The 15,395-nt window shown below is 68.3% G+C and carries 19 protein-coding genes; 8 read left to right on the top strand and 11 right to left on the bottom strand.

The window, feature by feature from the left end; genetic code table 11:
- Positions 1–8 precede the first annotated feature (8 nt).
- Positions 9–326: a DUF1476 domain-containing protein gene (locus J7654_RS14270; protein ID WP_209736542.1), complete on the top strand. Its 318-nt coding sequence runs from the start codon at positions 9–11 to the stop codon at positions 324–326.
- A 10-nt stretch (positions 327–336) separates the two neighbouring features.
- Here the strand turns inward: J7654_RS14270 and J7654_RS14265 are convergent, their stop codons facing one another.
- A complete protein-coding gene (locus J7654_RS14265; RefSeq protein WP_209736541.1) occupies positions 337–897 on the bottom strand; it encodes an RBBP9/YdeN family alpha/beta hydrolase in 561 nt (186 codons plus the stop codon).
- Positions 898–954: 57 nt separating this feature from the next.
- Positions 955–2,394: a cardiolipin synthase gene (gene cls / locus J7654_RS14260; protein ID WP_209736540.1), complete on the bottom strand. Its 1,440-nt coding sequence runs from the start codon at positions 2,392–2,394 to the stop codon at positions 955–957.
- A 205-nt stretch (positions 2,395–2,599) separates the two neighbouring features.
- Between cls and J7654_RS14255 the strand changes: the two genes are divergently transcribed.
- On the top strand, positions 2,600–3,397 hold the full coding sequence (locus J7654_RS14255; RefSeq protein WP_209736539.1) for an endonuclease/exonuclease/phosphatase family protein: 798 nt from the start codon (positions 2,600–2,602) through the stop codon (positions 3,395–3,397).
- Positions 3,398–3,442: 45 nt separating this feature from the next.
- On the opposite strand, the gene J7654_RS14250 is transcribed toward J7654_RS14255, so the two are convergent.
- The 6 genes from J7654_RS14250 to J7654_RS14225 form a co-directional block, all read right to left on the bottom strand.
- Positions 3,443–3,772 carry a hypothetical protein gene (locus J7654_RS14250; RefSeq protein WP_209736538.1) on the bottom strand — a complete coding sequence of 110 codons (330 nt, stop codon included), beginning with the start codon at positions 3,770–3,772 and terminating at the stop codon, positions 3,443–3,445.
- 91 nt (positions 3,773–3,863) lie between these two features.
- Positions 3,864–5,177: an adenylosuccinate lyase gene (gene purB / locus J7654_RS14245; protein ID WP_209736537.1), complete on the bottom strand. Its 1,314-nt coding sequence runs from the start codon at positions 5,175–5,177 to the stop codon at positions 3,864–3,866.
- A 71-nt stretch (positions 5,178–5,248) separates the two neighbouring features.
- Positions 5,249–5,971, bottom strand: coding sequence for a DUF2259 domain-containing protein (locus J7654_RS14240; protein ID WP_209736536.1), 723 nt, complete (start codon positions 5,969–5,971; stop codon positions 5,249–5,251).
- On the bottom strand, positions 5,968–6,978 hold the full coding sequence (locus tag J7654_RS14235) for a P1 family peptidase (protein ID WP_209736535.1): 1,011 nt from the start codon (positions 6,976–6,978) through the stop codon (positions 5,968–5,970). Before J7654_RS14235 ends, J7654_RS14240 begins: the two co-directional genes overlap by 4 nt.
- Positions 6,975–8,006 carry an ABC transporter substrate-binding protein gene (locus tag J7654_RS14230; RefSeq protein WP_209736534.1) on the bottom strand — a complete coding sequence of 344 codons (1,032 nt, stop codon included), beginning with the start codon at positions 8,004–8,006 and terminating at the stop codon, positions 6,975–6,977. Before J7654_RS14230 ends, J7654_RS14235 begins: the two co-directional genes overlap by 4 nt.
- A 95-nt stretch (positions 8,007–8,101) precedes the next feature.
- Complete coding sequence (locus J7654_RS14225; protein WP_209736533.1) at positions 8,102–8,443, bottom strand: DUF3140 domain-containing protein; 342 nt, start codon at positions 8,441–8,443, stop codon at positions 8,102–8,104.
- A 279-nt stretch (positions 8,444–8,722) separates the two neighbouring features.
- Here J7654_RS14225 and J7654_RS14220 point away from each other — a divergent pair, with 279 nt between their 5' ends.
- The 5 genes from J7654_RS14220 (at position 8,723) to J7654_RS14200 (ending at position 11,255) form a co-directional block, all read left to right on the top strand.
- Complete coding sequence (locus tag J7654_RS14220) at positions 8,723–9,175, top strand: flavin reductase (RefSeq protein WP_209736532.1); 453 nt, start codon at positions 8,723–8,725, stop codon at positions 9,173–9,175.
- 56 nt (positions 9,176–9,231) lie between these two features.
- Positions 9,232–9,555, top strand: a complete 324-nt coding sequence (locus tag J7654_RS14215; RefSeq protein ID WP_209736531.1) for an XdhC family protein — start codon at positions 9,232–9,234, stop codon at positions 9,553–9,555.
- Positions 9,552–10,268 (top strand): XdhC family protein, encoded by a 717-nt coding sequence (locus J7654_RS14210; protein ID WP_209736530.1) that lies wholly within the window; start codon positions 9,552–9,554, stop codon positions 10,266–10,268. Before J7654_RS14215 ends, J7654_RS14210 begins: the two co-directional genes overlap by 4 nt.
- Entirely contained in the window at positions 10,265–10,873 is a 609-nt protein-coding gene (locus tag J7654_RS14205) for a nucleotidyltransferase family protein (RefSeq protein WP_209736529.1), read from the top strand. Before J7654_RS14210 ends, J7654_RS14205 begins: the two co-directional genes overlap by 4 nt.
- Positions 10,874–10,967: 94 nt before the next feature.
- Positions 10,968–11,255, top strand: a complete 288-nt coding sequence (locus J7654_RS14200) for an usg protein (RefSeq protein ID WP_209736528.1) — start codon at positions 10,968–10,970, stop codon at positions 11,253–11,255.
- Positions 11,256–11,258: 3 nt separating this feature from the next.
- On the opposite strand, the gene radC is transcribed toward J7654_RS14200, so the two are convergent.
- The 3 genes from radC to phaC form a co-directional block, all read right to left on the bottom strand.
- Complete coding sequence (gene radC / locus J7654_RS14195) at positions 11,259–11,966, bottom strand: RadC family protein (protein WP_209736527.1); 708 nt, start codon at positions 11,964–11,966, stop codon at positions 11,259–11,261.
- 8 nt (positions 11,967–11,974) lie between these two features.
- Complete coding sequence (map, locus tag J7654_RS14190; protein ID WP_209736526.1) at positions 11,975–12,808, bottom strand: type I methionyl aminopeptidase; 834 nt, start codon at positions 12,806–12,808, stop codon at positions 11,975–11,977.
- 80 nt (positions 12,809–12,888) lie between these two features.
- Complete coding sequence (gene phaC, locus J7654_RS14185; RefSeq protein WP_209736525.1) at positions 12,889–14,703, bottom strand: class I poly(R)-hydroxyalkanoic acid synthase; 1,815 nt, start codon at positions 14,701–14,703, stop codon at positions 12,889–12,891.
- 205 nt (positions 14,704–14,908) lie between these two features.
- On the opposite strand from phaC, the gene J7654_RS14180 reads away from it, so the two are divergent.
- Positions 14,909–15,322, top strand: coding sequence for a hypothetical protein (locus J7654_RS14180; RefSeq protein WP_209736524.1), 414 nt, complete (start codon positions 14,909–14,911; stop codon positions 15,320–15,322).
- Positions 15,323–15,395 lie beyond the last annotated feature (73 nt).

Genomic DNA, 15,395 nt, shown 5'->3' with positions numbered 1-15,395 from the left:
AGAATGCCATGTCGATGGACGACCGCCGCAACGAGTTCGAATCCCGCTACGCGCGCGACCAGGAGCTTCTGTTCCGCATCGAGGCCCGGCGCAACAAGCTGGTGGGTCTGTGGGCGGCCGGCAAGCTCGGCAAGGAGGGTGCCGAGGCGGAAGCCTATGCGCAGGAGGTGCTGAAGGCCAGCTTCGCGCGCCCGGGCGAGGAAGGCGTGTTCGACAAGGTACGCGCCGACTTCGACGCGGCGAATGTCGACCAGTCCGACCACCAGATTCGCCGACAGCTTGCCGAATCCTTCTCCGAAGCCGAACGCCAGATCACGGCCGGCTGATTCCGGCCGTTCAGGCCGGAAGGGGCAGGCGGGAGAGAAATTTCCCGAAGGTCAGGAGCCCTTCCGGCCAGGGGCCGTGGCCGCTGGCGCTGTTCAGGTGCCCCGAAGTGCCCGCGTCGATGAACAGAGAGCCCCAGGCGGCCGCCGTCTCCTCGGCCGCCTCGAAGGAGGAGAACTCGTCGGCGCGGCTGGCCACGACGACGGAGGGGAAAGGCAGCGGCGCGCGCGGATAGGGCCCGAAGGTCAGAAAGTGCTTCGGGCGCAGCGTGTCGCTCGCCACATCCGGCGGGGCCACCAGGAACGCGCCCGCCACATGCTTGCGAAACTGCGGAACGGCATGGATCGCCGTGGGCACGCCCAGCGAGTGCGCCACGAGCACCACGGGGCGCTCCGATGCGTTGACGGCGTCGGCCACCGCGCGGGTCCATGTCTCGCGCTCGGGCTTGCTCCACTCTTCCTGCTCCACGCGGCGCGCGGTGGAAAGCTTGCGCGCCCAGCGGCTTTGCCAATGCTGCTCGGAAGCGCCCGTGTAACCGGGCACGAAAAGGATGTCGGCGTCTGAAACTCGCATGGGCGCGCATGTGAGGGCCGCAGCGCGCCGAGTCAAGAACAGCCCCTCCCGCTCGCCTCAGAGAAGCGGGCTGATCAGCCTCATGACGTTTTCGCTGAGCTTGACGAAAAAGCCGCGCTGCTCCCACCGCTCCGGGTCCAGGCGATGGCTCTTGCCGCAATAGTCTCGCTCGATGCGCCGGAGCTGCTCCACCAGCGCCTTGTCGTAGACCACGAGCGTCACCTCCGAATTCAGCTCGAAGGAGCGCCGGTCCATGTTCGCCGAGCCCACGATGGCGATGTCGTCGTCGATCGAGAGATGCTTGGCGTGCAGGAACCGCTCGCGATACAGCATGACCTCCACGCCGGACGACATCAGCTCGTCGTAATAGGACTGCTGGGCGTGGTCGATGAGGAAGCTGTTCGTGGTTGAGGTGACGAAGAGCGTCACGCTCACGCCCTTCGACACGGCCGTCCGCATGGCCTGGAGCAGCGGCTCGTTGGGGATGAAGTAGGGTGTGGCCAGCACCACCTTCTCTCGCGCCGTGTGGATGAGGTCGGTGAACAGGACGTCGACGCCGCCCTCCGGGTAGTCCGGCCCGGTGGGCAGAACCTGCGCCATGGCCGTTCCCGCCGGCGCTCCGTCGCCATGGGGCATCAGCTCCGGCGAACCGATGTCCTCCTCGCTCTCCAGATACCAGTCGCCGATGAAGACGGCCTGAAGCTCCAGAACCACCGGGCCGGTGACGCGGGCCATGACCTCGCGATAGAAGCTCTTCGGCTCGTACTCGATGCGGTGCATGTTCTGCGAGCCTACCCAGCCGATCAGGCCATCGACCACGACGATCTTGCGATGGTTGCGCAGGTCCGCGCGGGTGGCGCGGTTCCAGAAGGAGAGGGGCAGGATGATGTTCATCTCCACCCCCGTGCCCTGAAGGCGGCGGGCGATGGCGGAACGGTGCCCGCGCGAGCCCATCGCGTCGATGAGGAGGCGGCATTTCACGCCGCGCCGTGCCGCGCGCTCCAGCGCGCTCAGCACCTTGTTGCCCGCCTCATCGTTCTGGAGAATGTAGAACATGACATGGGCATGGTGCGTGGCGCGGTCGATATCGGCCGCGATCCGGTCTACGACGCGGTTGTAGTCCGCGTCCAGCTCGATCGAATTGCCGGCCAGGCATGGCAGGCGGCCGATATTACGAATGAGGTTCGAGGCCATCCTATGCCTCGGCGCCAGGTTCTCGCAGCCGCCGCGCTGGTCCAGCGACAGGTCGCCGAGCGCGCGCCCGAGGACGCCGGGCAGTTGGCGGATGCGCCTCTTGCGCCAGCGCGGATGCTCCGCGTGGCCCAGCGCCAGATAGATGAGCAGCGCGGCCCAGGGCAGGAAGAAGAAGAGGATCATCCAGCCCTGCGCCGCGGCGGGAGAGCGGCGGAACGGGATGTAGATCAGCGCGCCGAAGATGATGATCCAGTTGATCAGGCTGACAGCGATTCGCCAGATCGAACCGTCGAAATCCGTCATGCCTCACATTCCCTTACGCCGGGCACCACTGCTCACTGCCGCTCACTTAGGGCGCAGGCGCGCCATGGGACGAGCGAAGCCCCGCGCCGTTCGACTTTCTTTCGCCTCGGGTCGCGGCCATGAGAAGATCGGGCGAGGCTGGCGGCCGCGCCCGGCATAACCATATTCATAGCCGCCAAGCCGACCCTCGAAAGGCCCGTTGTCCATGCCGCGTATCGTCTATGCCAATCTGGGGTATTCGCGAGATATAGACGGCTCGCTCGGCCATCACGTCCGGCGCGTCCACCACCATATCTACACGCCGCGCGATGTGCAGGTTCGAAGCCTGACCTTCGTGAAGGAGATGCTGCGCGAGATGAAGCCCGATTTGTCGTGCTTCGTGGAGATCGACAGGGGATCGCTGACCAACGGCTTCTTCGATCAGCTCCCCATCCTGCGCGAGGACCACCACGCGACGGTGCAGATCGATTCGAAATATGCGCTCGAACGCAAGTTCCGCCGCTTCTCCATCTCCAAGGGCAAGTCCAACGCCTTCCTGGCCTCGCAGCCCCTTCAGTTCGAGGCGCGCTATCTGGATTTCGGCAAGAAGAGGCTCGTCTACGACATCGACATCGAGGGCATCCGCGTCCTCATCGCCCACTGCTCCCTGCTCCGGCGTGTGCGGGAGCGGCAGTTCGAGCAGATCGCGGCGTGGACGCGCGAGAAGGACGCGCCGACCGTGGTGATGGGGGATTTCAATATCTTTCGCGGCTGCCGCGAGCTGGAGCCGCTGCTGCACGACCGGCGCTTCGTGCATCTGAACGGCGCCCTCGGGCCGACCTTCAGGCTCGGCCCCTACCGCGCCAGCCTCGACACCTGCCTCGTCTCGAACGACATCGCGGGGCGTTGTGAGCTGGAAATCGTCAACCAGCCCTTCTCCGACCACCAGATGCTGCGCATCGATATCAGGCCGGAGGGGGAGACGCTCCGCGAGCAGATCGAGAAGCAGGCGGCAGTCGCATGAGAAAAGACCCCGCCGAAGCGGGGCCTTTTCCTGTATGAGCCGGTCTTAGTTGGCCGGAGCAGGAGCCGGTTCGGCGCCGGGGGTCGGCGCGGGCTCTGCCGGGGCGGGCGCCTCGGGCGTGGCCGGCGGCGGCGTGGTCGTGGTGGCCGGCGGGGCTACCGGAGCCGAATCCTCTACGGCCGGCGCGCCAGCGCCTGTGGTCGTGGCGGGATCGGGCGTACCCGTGAAGAACAGGAAATAGAGCACGATCGCGACGACGAGCGCGCCGAGGATGAACCAGATCGCGCTCGGACCGCTTCCTTCACGAGGCGGCACATCACGCGGCGGGGGCGGCGGAGGGGGCGTCTGGCCGGGAGGGGGAGGCGTATGGGTCATGTCGTTTCCTTGCCTTTCAGCGTGCAACGATGTGTGCACGATAAATCGCCAGGGCCTGCTTAGGTTCCGCCCTTCCTCTCGATTCCGTGATTCATTTTTCAGCGGTGCCGAAAACCCTCGTGAAAATCGTATCGACATGCTTGGTGTGGTAGCCGATGTCGAACTTCTCGCGGATTTCGTCCTCGGAAAGCGCGGCCGTCACGTCGGCATCGGCCAGAAGCTCCTGAAGGAAGTCGGCGCCTGCCTCCCACACCCTCATGGCGTTGCGCTGGACGAGGCGGTAGGCGTCCTCACGGCTGACGCCGGCCTGCGTCAGCGCCAGGAGAACGCGCTGGGAGTGCACCAGGCCCTTGAACTGGTTGAGGTTCTTCTCCATCCGCTCGGGGTAGACGAGCAGCTTGTCCACCACCCCGGTGAGGCGTGCCAGCGCGAAATCGAGCGTGATCGTGGCGTCCGGGCCGATCATGCGCTCGACGGAGGAATGGGAGATGTCGCGCTCGTGCCAGAGCGCCACGTTCTCCATCGCCGGCAGGGCGTAGGAGCGAACCATGCGGGCAAGCCCGGTCAGGTTCTCGGTCAGCACCGGGTTGCGCTTGTGGGGCATGGCCGAGGACCCCTTCTGGCCGGGCGAAAAATACTCCTCCGCCTCCAGAACCTCGGTGCGCTGCAGATGCCGCACCTCGATGGCCAGCCGCTCGACCGACGAGGCGATGACGCCGAGGGTGGCGAAGAACATGGCGTGGCGGTCGCGCGGGATGACCTGCGTGGAAACCGGCTCCGGCTTCAGCCCGAGGGCCTTGGCGACGTGCTCCTCCACGCGCGGGTCGATATTGGCGAAGGTGCCGACCGCGCCGGAAATGGCGCAGGTCGCCACCTCCTCGCGCGCCGCCACGAGCCGCTGGCGGCAGCGCTCGAACTCGGCATAGGCCAGCGCGAGCTTGACGCCGAAGGTCGTCGGCTCGGCGTGGATGCCGTGGCTGCGGCCGATGGTGATCGTGTCCTTGTGCTCGAAGGCGCGGCGCTTCAACGCGGCGAGAAGCGCGTCGAGGTCGGCGAGAAGGATGTCGGAGGCCCGGACGAGCTGGACGTTGAAGCAGGTGTCGAGCACGTCCGAGGAGGTCATGCCCTGATGGACGAAACGCGAATCCGGCCCGACGAACTCCGCCAGATGGGTCAGGAACGCGATCACGTCGTGCTTGGTCTCGCGCTCGATCTCGTCGATCCGCGCGACGTCGAAGGTGGCGGCGCCGCCCTTTTCCCAGATGGTTCTGGCCGCTTCGGCGGGAATCACGCCGATCTCGGCCAGCGCGTCGCAGGCATGGGCCTCGATCTCGAACCAGATGCGGAACTTGGTCTCCTGCGACCAGACGGAGACCATCTCGGGGCGGGAGTAGCGGGGGACCATGAGCGTCAAGCCTTCGTGAGCGGAGGAGGGGTCGCCCGCCGTCTAACAGAGGCGGGCGGGGCGCTCAACGTTCAGTCCAGCGGCACGGGCACGGCGATGTAGCGCATGTCCGGCCCTTCGAAGCCGACCTGCTTCACGCCGATGAGCGCCACGGCCCGCATCCGGCCCGTCGCCGTGCCGTGAACCTGCACCTGCGCGATGCGGTAGTCGAAGGCGCAAGCGCGGCTGTCCGGCAGGGTCTCGTCCTCGTGCAGGACGCGCGCCGTCTCTCCCGGCCCTGCCGCCACGCGCACCAGCCTGAAGCCGGAAATCCCGTGGCCGAACGCGGTGCAGAACTCCGGCGCATCGGGCCGGGGCAGGAGGGAGAGGCGCAGCTCCACCGGCTCGTCGATGCGCGGCTCGATGGCGCGGGGCAGGAACTCCACCCGGTGCGGGTCGGCCGAAAGCTCCGTCGGCGGGCTGGATGCGACGATGAGCCCGAACTCGGCCTTCGGCTCGTGGGCGGAAAGCAGGCCGGCGGCCGCCTCGCGCGCCTGCCGCCGGGCCGCGTCCAGATGCGCGCCCTCATCATCCAGGCGCACCCGCACGGGCGAGGGGGCCAGATAACGGTCCTCGTCCAGATCGAGGACGAAAATCTCTGCGTAGGGAAAGCCGGAGCCGTCCTGGATGCCATATTGCTCGAACGCGAAGACACGGCCGTCGGCCGAGAAGCCGAGCGGGTTGAGCGTGGCGAAGTCGCCGGCAAGGGCTGGCGCGGCGAGGAACGCCGTGAGCGATGCCAGCATGAGCCTCATGCGAACTCCTTCCACGCCGGCAACGGATCATTCTCCGCCGTCGATGCGGCATGAACGCCGCGCGCGATGGCGCGCGCCATGACCGACGCTGCGGCGGCGCCCAGCTCCAGCGCCTGCCGTGCATCGGGCGCGATGCCGCTGCCCCCGGTCGCGAGGCCGAAGACGAGGTCGCCGTCGAAATCGGTGTGCGCTGGCCAGAGCGCGCGGGCGAAACCGTCATGCGCGGCGACGGCGAGCCGCCTGGCGCCGGCCTTGTCGAGGCGCGCGTCGGTGGCCACGATGGCGATGGTGGTGTTGGCGCCAGCCCGCGCGCCCAGCTTGGTGCGCGGAAGGATGGCATCGGCCGGCAGCGGCGCGGGCAGGCCGAGGCCCCCGAACTCGTCTTCGATCTCGAACGGAGCGGCCCAGAAATGGCGGGTCGTGCCCACGAGCGGCGAGCCGACCGCGTTGACCGCCACGAGAGCGCCCACGATGATGCCGCCCGGCAGGACGAGGGAGGCCGAGCCGAGGCCGCCTTTCACCGTCGCCGTCGTCGCGCCCGCGCCGGCTCCGGCGCTGCCGAGGGCGAAGTCGTGCGCGGCGCTGGCCGCCGCCTCGTAGCCGAGCTCGCGATAGGGCGGGAAACGCGCCCAGTCCTTGTCGCCGCCATTGGCGAGATCGAAGAGGATCGCGGCGGGCACGATGGGCACGCGCAGCCCCGCCACCTCGAAGCCGCGCCCGGCTTCGCGCAGGAAGGCCTGCGCGCCGCTGGCCGCATCGAGCCCGAAGGCCGAGCCACCGGACAGCACCAGCGCGTCCACCGCCTGCACCGTGTTTTCCGGCGCGAGCAGGTCCGTCTCCCGCGTGCCCGGTGCACCGCCGAGGATGGCGACCGAAGCGGGCGCAGGCGTATCGACGAGAAGTACCGTGGAGCCGCTTTTCAGCCGCTCATCGGAAGCGTTGCCGACCCGGATCCCGGCGATGTCGGTGATGAGATTGCGGCGCCCGGGCCGGCCGAACCCGCTCACGATTGCGGCACGGGAACGAACGCCTCGCCGTTCCACTCCCTCAGCTCGAAGGCACGGCGGCTGGAATCGCCCTTCCCGTCGAAGGAGATGGGGCCGAGCACGGTCGGAAAAGTCGCCTGCTGCATGGCTTCGGCAAAGCTCGACCCGCTCGCCGCATCGAGCGCGCCGAGCGCGATCTCGGTGGCCGCACGCGCAGGGCGGTGATAGCCCTCCTCGATGCGCTGGCCCGCCTCCGGCGCCTCGTCGAAGATGCCCAGGGCGCGCGTGCCCGCCGCGATATCCGTCTCGCCGGGCTCGTCCACGAGCTGCTCGCCGCCGACTATTTCCAGCTCGAGCCCGATCTCGCCCGCGTCCCGCTGGAGAATGGCGATGTCCTGCCGGCTGCCGAAGGCCAGAAAGCGCGTGACCCCGCTTTGCAGGATGCGGCGGGCAAGGGGGAACTGCACTTCTTCGGCCGGCCGGTAATTGTCGACGAGCGCGGGCTCTATCGACTCGGGGCCGAGGCGCGCGCGGACCTCGTCGGCAAGGTCGCGTGCCTGGACCGAGCCGTCCTCGACGATGCCGAAGGGCACGGTGCGCCAGTTCTCGCGCACGAAGGCGGCGATGGCGTCGGCCTCCGCGTCCGATCGCGGGGCCAGGCGCCAGACGAGATGGCCGGTCCGATCCCGCCTGTTCGTCAGGCGATTGGCGCGCACGCCCACATCGACCACCGGAATGCCGGCCTGCGTCAGCACCGGCAAGGCGGCTTCGATGGCCGGCGTGCACAGGAAGCCGATCACCGCATCGACGCGCTCCTGGACGAAGACGCGCGCGGCGACCTCACCGCCTTCCGCCGAACATTCGGTGTCTGCGGCCACGACCGTGGCGCGCGTGCCGGCTGCGGCCGCCGCGCCGGCCACCATCTGCTCGCCCAGAATGGCGGACGGCCCGGACAGAGGCGCTGCAACGCCCAGCGCGTAAGCCTGCGCGGCGGCGGGGCCGGATGCGGCGGCGAGGAGCAGGGAGAGGAGAAGGACACGTCGAGGCATGTGCGTATCCTAGACATCGCGCCCCGCGAAGGCGAGAGCGCACCCTGCGCCCCTTCATCCTCTCGTGGATGGATGATACCGCGTTACGACTTTTCTCACTTCAACGGATCGTGGCCCCAGTTCATCAGCGAGTAGCGCCACCGGCTTTTCGTCACGTCGCCCTGCGGCTTCTGCGCCGAGTGGCGTTTGATGTAGCCGACGACCTTGCGCATATGCGCCCACTGGCTGTCTGTCAGATCGACTTTCTTCGTCGCCTTGATCTCGATGATCCGGCGGCCGGAAGCATGGCCGACGGATTCGCTCTCGCCCTTTTTGGTGATGCCGACCGTCTTCGACTCCTCGGTCTCCAGCCAGCGCTCCAGTTCCGTGGGCGTCATGTTCGCCAGAGACCGGAATTCGCTCCAGGTCTGTTCATGGTCGCGCATCTCGTCCTGCATGTCGGGCTCCCGCCTGCCTTTGGCCGCCAAGGCGAACGGGTGGCGGTGATGCCGGTTCCGTCCTTGAAGGCGCCTCACGCGGCGTGCGGACCGCTGCGAGCTCGAACCCTTCGCCGGCGGGCTTGCCCGGGCCGGCCATTCCGTGGCAAGCGCGGAGGGCCGTTCGCATCCGAGTGCTCCGCCCCGTCCCGCCGGGCGGCCGGTTCTCGCAGCATTCGTGGATTGGGATTCGAAGTGCTGACAAACCCGACCGTCGACCGCGCTGAGTTTCGCGAAGCGATGAGCCATTTCGCCGCCGCCGTCCATCTGATCACCACGGATGGCCCGGCAGGGCGGCGCGGCGTGACGGCCACCTCCGTCTGCTCGGTGTCGGACGCGCCCGCGACTCTCCTCGTCTGCCTGAACCTCTCGAGCCCGCTCAACGATCGCTTCGAGGCCAATGGCGTGTTCGCGGTCAACATGCTGTCGGCCGAGGCCGAGCCCGTGGCGCGCATCTTTTCCGGGCAGGGCGGGCTGGAGCCGGAGGCGCGCTTCGCCAGCGCCCGCTGGTCGACCCTTTCGACAGGCTCGCCCGTGCTGGAGAGCGGCGCGCTCGCCAGCTTCGACTGCCGGCTGGTGGACAGCCGCATCGTGGCGACGCACCGCGTTCTCATCGGGGAAGTCGTCGCCATCCGCCAGGGCGAGCCGGCGTCGAGCCTTCTTTATCGCGACAGGCGCTATCGCACCCTCTGACAGGGGGAGGAGCGGAACCTATGTGTCGTGGACAGCATGACCCACGGGGTTCGCCAATGAGCGCAAGCGACGACGTTCTGGCCACAGCCGAGCGATGGATGGAGGAAGGGCGCTCAGGCGCTCTCGCGACGGTGGTGGAGACATGGGGCTCGGCCCCGCGCCCCGCCGGCAGCCACCTGATCGTGGACGGGCAGGGCCATTTCGAGGGCTCCGTCTCGGGCGGCTGCGTGGAAGGGGCGGTGATCGCCGAGGCCGCGCAGGTGATCGAGACGGGCGAGCCGAGAATGCTCGAATTCGGCGTGGCCGACGAGACCGCCTGGCAGGTCGGCCTTTCCTGCGGCGGGCGTATCAAGGTCTATCTCGAAAGACTGGAACCGTGAGGGCCGCGCTGCTGCGCGAGCTGAACGAGGCGCGCGCCGCCCGGCGGGCCGTGGCGCTTGAAACGGAGTTGTCCAGCGGCCGCCAGCGCCTTGTCCGGGAGACCGGGCTGGAGGCCGATCCCCGCGGCGAGGCGATCGCCAGTGCTTTCCGGTCCGGCAAGTCGGCCTCGATCGAGACGCCGGATGGGGCGTTCTTCGTCAACGTGCATCTGCCGCCGCCGCGCCTCGTCGTCATCGGCGCGGTGCATATCAGCCAGGCGCTTGCACCGATGGCGCGGCTCGCCGGCTACGACATGGAGATCATCGACCCCCGCACGGCCTTCGCCTCCCCGGATCGCTTTGCCGGGGTGCCGCTTTACGCAGCCTGGCCGCAGGACGTGCTGGCCGCGCGCCCGCTGGACGCCTACACCGCGCTGGCGGCGCTGACGCATGATCCGAAGATCGACGATTTTCCGCTGGCCGAGGCGCTGAGGGCCGGCTGCTTCTATGTCGGCGCACTCGGCAGCCGGAAAACCCACGCCAGGCGCGTGGAACGGCTCGGCAAGGGGGGCCTTCCCGAGGATGCCATCGCGCGGATCGAGGCGCCCATCGGTGTCGATATCGGGGCCTCGACGCCGGCGGAGATCGCCGTGGCCGTGCTCGGCTCGATTATCGCGGCCTTCCGCAAGCGGCGGATGCGCCCGGAGCGGCGCGGCGAGACACCGCCGCGATGAACCGCGTGCACGCGCTGGTGCTGGCGGCGGGGCAGTCCAGGCGGATGGGGAAGCCCAACAAGCTGCTGGCCCGCTTCGGCGGGGTGCCGCTCGTTCGCCGCTCGGTCGAAACAGCGCTGGCCAGTTCCGCCGACCGTGTGCATGTCGTCCTCGGCCACGAGGCCGCCGAGGTCGAGGCTGCGCTGCGCGGGCTCGATATCCGTGCGATCCGCAATCCCGCCTATGGCGAAGGGCTGGCGACCTCGCTCAAGGCCGGCTTCGGGGCGGCGAGCGAGGGGGCGCAAGGCGTCCTCGTCATGCTGGCCGACCAGCCGGGGCTGACGCCGGACCATCTCTTGCGCCTCATCCTGGCATTCGGCGCACAGGGGCCGGGGGCGATCGTCATCGCAGCGCATGAGGGACGGCGGGGCAACCCGGTGATCCTCCCGTCCCGCCTCGGGGCCGAGATCTCGGAGCTGAGCGGCGATGTCGGCGCGCGGTCGATCATCGCGGCCCATGCGGACCTGATCACAACGGTCGAGATCGGCCCGGCCGCCCTGCTCGACGTGGATACGCCGGAGGCGGTGCTGGCCGCCGGCGGCGCCATTCCCGTCACGCGCATGTGAAGGCGAGCGCGCGGCGCGGCGCAAGCTTTGCTCAACAAAAGGGGCACAGGCTCTTGCCATGGCGGCCGTGCGTGCCGCCCCTGAAGAGGAGCCCATGCTGATGAAAGGCCGCGTTCCAGACCCGCAGTTCGAACGAATGCTTCAAGGCTACGGCGTGACCACCGCCGAGGTGCTTTACCGGATGCCGGACCACCCGGCGCTTCTCCAGACGTTTTCCTGGCAGTTCGACGATATCGCCCCGGACTATCCGCGCCTCAAGCGCTTCCTCGACTATTGGGAGCGCGAGATCGAGGCGATGATCCAGTCCGTGCGGGTCATGCATCGCGGCCTCATCTCCCCGCAGGAGGTGCGCCTCGTGCGGGAGGCGGGGCACCTGCAATAGTCCTCAGATCAGGCGCGAGCCCTTGAAGCTCGTATGGCCCGAACGGCCGATGATGATGTGATCGTGCACGGCGATGCCCATGGGCCTGGCGGTCTCGATCACCGTGCGGGTCATCTCCACGTCCGCCCGCGAGGGGGTGGGGTCGCCGGAGGGGTGGTTGTGCACGAGGATGATCGCGCTTGCCGAAAGCTCCAGGGCGCGGCGCACGATCTCTCTCGGATAGACGGGCGTGTGATCCACCGTTCCCGTCTGCTGCACCTCGTCGGCGATGAGCGTGTTGCGCTTGTCGAGGAACAGGATGCGGAACTGCTCGCGCGTTTCGTGCGCCATGGCGGCCTTGCAGTAGTCGAGCAGGCTCTGCCACGAGGACAGGACCTCGCGGCCGCGCATCTCGCCCCTCATCGCCCGCCGGTTCACGGCCATCACGATGCTGAAATCCAGCGCGGTGGAGGCGCCGATGCCGTCGATTTCCTCCAGAAGGTGGCGCGGCGCGTTGACGACTTCGCCGAAGGAGCCGAAACGGGCCATCAGCGTCTTGGCCAGCGGCTTCACGTCGCGGCGGGGAATGGTGCGGAAGAGGAGGAGCTCCAGAAGCTCGTAGTCCGCAAGCGCGTTTTCGCCGGCCTGCGCGAAACGCTCGCGCAGGCGGTCGCGATGGCCGTCATGATGCTTCGATGCGGCGCCCTCGGGCCCGCCGGTCCTTGCACGCATGGGCCGGTTCAGGCGGCGGCGGGCAGGCCGGGCGTTTCAAGGCCGCCCGGAGAACGGGTGAAGACCTCGCAGCCCGTCTCCGTGACACCCACCGCGTGCTCGTACTGCGCGGACAGCGAGCGGTCGCGCGTCACGGCCGTCCAGCCGTCCGACAGCACCTTCACGTGCGGGCGGCCGAGATTGATCATCGGCTCGATGGTGAAGATCATGCCCGGGCGCATCTCCGGCCCTTCGCCGCGCCGCCCGTAATGGAGGATATTGGGCGAATCGTGGAACAGCTTGCCGACGCCGTGGCCGCAGAAGTCGCGCACGACGGAGCAGCGCTCGCCCTCCGCGAAAACCTGGATGGCCGCGCCGATATCGCCGACATGGCCGCCGGGGCGCACCTGCTCGATGCCGATCTCCAGGCAGCGATAGGTGATCTCGCACAGCCGCTCGGCCGCGCGCTTGATCCGGCCCACGGGGTACATGCGCGAGGAATCGCCGTGCCAGCCGTCCACGATCAGCGTCACGTCGATATTGACGATATCGCCTTCGCGCAGCGGCTTGTCGTTCGGCTGGCCGTGGCAGACAACGTGGTTGATCGAGGTGCAGCTCGCATATTGGTAGCCGCGATAATTCACCGTGGCCGGAAGCGCGCCGTGCTTCAGGGCGAACTGGAAGACATGCGCGTCGATGGCGGCGGTCGTCACGCCCGGGCGCACGACATCGGCCAGCTCATCGAGGCACAGGGCCGTCAGGGCGCCCGCGCGCCGCATACCCACGAAGGCATCCTCGCCGTAGAGGCGGATGCTGCCGGTGTTGCGCACGGGCTCGGCTTCGGCTTCCAGATAATGTGTCATGTGCCAATCGCTCGGGCAGGATCGTCAGGGGTCGATAGGCATGTCGCACCTTGGCGCGCGGGCTTCAAGTGCCTTGCCGCTCAGCCGCGAACGTAGGAGCCGGGCGCCGGCTCGATGAGGCTGAGCGCGCTGCCACCGACAGCGCGCGCCGGAACCCTGTCGCTCGTATGGCTCGCCAGCCACTGCCGCCAGTGCGGCCACCACGACCCCGCCGTCTCCCGGGCGGCGGCCTGCCATGCTTCGAAGGAAAGGTCGGCGCTGGGCGCCGGGCCGGTCCAGTAGCGGTATTTGCGCCTGTCCGGCGGGTTGACCACGCCGGCGATGTGCCCGGACCCGGCCATGACGTAAGTGACCGGCGAGCCGAAGGCCCGGCTTCCGGCATAGACGCTTTCGGCGGGGGCGATGTGGTCCTCTCGCGTCGCCAGATTGTAGACGGGGATGTCGATCACGCGAAGATCGACCTTCAGCCCGCCGATCTCCATTGCCCCTTGCGAGAGCCGGTTCTCCAGATAGCAGTTCCGCAGGTAGAAGAGGTGGTTGGCCCGGGCCATCCGCGTGGCGTCGGCGTTCCAGTAGAGAAGGTCGAAGGGCAGGGGCTCCTTGCCCTTCAGGTAGTTGTCGATGAAATAGGGCCAGATCAGATCGCCGGACCGCAGGAGGTTGAAGGCCGTCGCCATGTGCGAGCCTTCGAGATAGCCCTTCGCCGCCATCATCCCTTCCAGCGCCTTGAGCTGGTCCTCGTCCACGAACACCTTGAGGTCGCCGGCATGGGTGAAGTCGACCTGCGCGGTCATGAGGGTCGCCGAGCGGATGCGCTCGTCCCCCCTGGCCTTGAGATAGGGCAGGGCCGCGGCCAGCAGCGTTCCGCCCACGCAATAGCCGATGGCGTCGACCTGCGCCTCGCCCGTGGCGGCCTCCACAATGTCGAGGCCGAAGACCAGCCCTTCCTCAATGTAGGCCTGCCAGTCCTTGTCGGCATGGCGTTCGTCCGGGTTCACCCAGGAGATGACGAAGACCGTGTGCCCCTGGTCCACCAGCCAGCCGATGAAGCTCTTCTGCGGGTTGAGGTCGAGGATATAGAACTTGTTGATCCAGGGCGGGCAGATGAGGATGGGCCGCCGGGCGACCTCGGCCGTGCGCGCTTCGTACTGGATGATCTGGCAGAGATCGTTCTGCGCCACCACGGCGCCGGGGGTGGCGGCGATGTTGCGGCCGATGGAGAAGCCGGCACGGTCGCTCTGGCGCAGCTTCAACGTGCCGCCCCCCGCCGCCATATCCTCGGCGAACATCGTCATGCCGCGCACGAGGTTGGCGCCGTTCTCGGCGATCGTCTCGCGGTAGAGCTCGGGGTTGGTCAGCACGAAATTGGAGGGCGAGAGGGCGTTGGAAAGCTGCCGGACATAGAAGGCGGCCTTGCGGCGGGTATGGGGATCGAGATCCTCGGCCCGCGCCACGAGGTCGTCCGCCCAGCGCGCCGTCAGGAGATAGACCTGGCGGAGGAAGTCGAAGAAGGGGTTCCTGCTCCATTCCTCGTCCGGGAAACGCCTGTCGGGTTGCGAGGGCTGCACCTCTTGCTCCAGCTCGCCGGAAAGGCGACGAATCGAGCGGCTCCATATGTCGAGATAGCCGGAGAGGAGGTGGGTCTGCGCCTCCATCGCGCGGGCTGGGTCGGCAAGCCAGTAGCGGCTGACCTCGGAGAGGGTCGAAACCACGTCGGCATAGGCTATCGGCCCTCCGTCCGGCGTTTCGCCGCGCTCGCGCGGCTCCACCCATGCGGCGGCGGCCTTGCCGATCTGCTCCAGCGCGCGTGCCATGTTGCGCGCGAAGGCTTCCGGGTCGCGAATTCCGAACTCGCCTTCGGAAGAAGTCGCCTCGTCGCGGTGATGGTCGTCCATCGCGGTCCCTCCCAGCAGCCGCCCTGCAAGGCGGCTTCCTCAACGCGCCTTCTTCTCCTAGAAAGCAGAATAACGGCGCGAGTTCAGCCTCAAACGCTTTCTGCATGGCACATTCGTCGCCGCAGCGCAGCGCAGCGGGAGCGGTTGAAGCGTGGCCCCGCGCGGGGCACGGCTACGCCGGTGGCGAGACGAGAGGCGGGAATCGATGAAGAACATGGCGCTCAAGGCACTGGCGGCGCTCTCGCTCGGCGTTCTCGGCGGATGCCAGGGCTTCACGCCCCGCGATGACGACCCGGGCATTCCGCTGGTCGTCGCCCCGCAGGTGGAGCGCGGCCCATCCTCGCAGCGCCTCGGCCCGGACGGCTACCCGCTGATCGGCGCCTATCCGCGGGCCGCCACCTCGCAGGCCACGGCGGAGGCGGTGGCCGAGACGCAGGCGCGATACGCCAACGTCGCCGGGCGAGCCCGGCCCGTGGGAGCGGCCGACACGGGCGCCCTCGCCGCGACGGCGGCCGGGCGGGCGGCGGAGGCCGCATCCCGAAACGCGCAATATGCCAGAACGGTGGAGGAACTACAGGCCGTGGCGCGCGAGCAGCAGCGGCGCGTGGTGGGAAATTGAGCCCCGGGGTCTAAATCATCGGGCCGCGCTCCACGGCGATTGCAGGGCGGTGACGCGCGCAGTATGACGAGGC

Source organism: Aureimonas populi, from assembly GCF_017815515.1.
In the GTDB taxonomy this organism is placed as follows: Bacteria; Pseudomonadota; Alphaproteobacteria; order Rhizobiales; family Rhizobiaceae; genus Aureimonas; species Aureimonas populi.
Note: the sequence above shows the minus strand (reverse complement) of the source record. Positions and strands in the feature narration are given on the sequence as shown.

Bases quoted from the DNA above. Each gene is read 5' to 3' on its own strand.
- J7654_RS14270 (WP_209736542.1), top strand. From the start codon at position 9: ATGTCGATGGACGACCGCCGCAACGAGTTCGAATCCCGCTACGCGCGC.
- J7654_RS14265 (WP_209736541.1), bottom strand. From the start codon at position 897: ATGCGAGTTTCAGACGCCGACATCCTTTTCGTGCCCGGTTACACGGGC.
- cls (WP_209736540.1), bottom strand. From the start codon at position 2,394: ATGACGGATTTCGACGGTTCGATCTGGCGAATCGCTGTCAGCCTGATC.
- J7654_RS14255 (WP_209736539.1), top strand. From the start codon at position 2,600: ATGCCGCGTATCGTCTATGCCAATCTGGGGTATTCGCGAGATATAGAC.
- J7654_RS14250 (WP_209736538.1), bottom strand. From the start codon at position 3,772: ATGACCCATACGCCTCCCCCTCCCGGCCAGACGCCCCCTCCGCCGCCC.
- purB (WP_209736537.1), bottom strand. From the start codon at position 5,177: ATGGTCCCCCGCTACTCCCGCCCCGAGATGGTCTCCGTCTGGTCGCAG.
- J7654_RS14240 (WP_209736536.1), bottom strand. From the start codon at position 5,971: ATGAGGCTCATGCTGGCATCGCTCACGGCGTTCCTCGCCGCGCCAGCC.
- J7654_RS14230 (WP_209736534.1), bottom strand. From the start codon at position 8,006: ATGCCTCGACGTGTCCTTCTCCTCTCCCTGCTCCTCGCCGCCGCATCC.
- J7654_RS14225 (WP_209736533.1), bottom strand. From the start codon at position 8,443: ATGCAGGACGAGATGCGCGACCATGAACAGACCTGGAGCGAATTCCGG.
- J7654_RS14220 (WP_209736532.1), top strand. From the start codon at position 8,723: ATGAGCCATTTCGCCGCCGCCGTCCATCTGATCACCACGGATGGCCCG.
- J7654_RS14215 (WP_209736531.1), top strand. From the start codon at position 9,232: ATGAGCGCAAGCGACGACGTTCTGGCCACAGCCGAGCGATGGATGGAG.
- J7654_RS14205 (WP_209736529.1), top strand. From the start codon at position 10,265: ATGAACCGCGTGCACGCGCTGGTGCTGGCGGCGGGGCAGTCCAGGCGG.
- J7654_RS14200 (WP_209736528.1), top strand. From the start codon at position 10,968: ATGCTGATGAAAGGCCGCGTTCCAGACCCGCAGTTCGAACGAATGCTT.
- radC (WP_209736527.1), bottom strand. From the start codon at position 11,966: ATGCGTGCAAGGACCGGCGGGCCCGAGGGCGCCGCATCGAAGCATCAT.
- map (WP_209736526.1), bottom strand. From the start codon at position 12,808: ATGACACATTATCTGGAAGCCGAAGCCGAGCCCGTGCGCAACACCGGC.
- phaC (WP_209736525.1), bottom strand. From the start codon at position 14,703: ATGGACGACCATCACCGCGACGAGGCGACTTCTTCCGAAGGCGAGTTC.
- J7654_RS14180 (WP_209736524.1), top strand. From the start codon at position 14,909: ATGAAGAACATGGCGCTCAAGGCACTGGCGGCGCTCTCGCTCGGCGTT.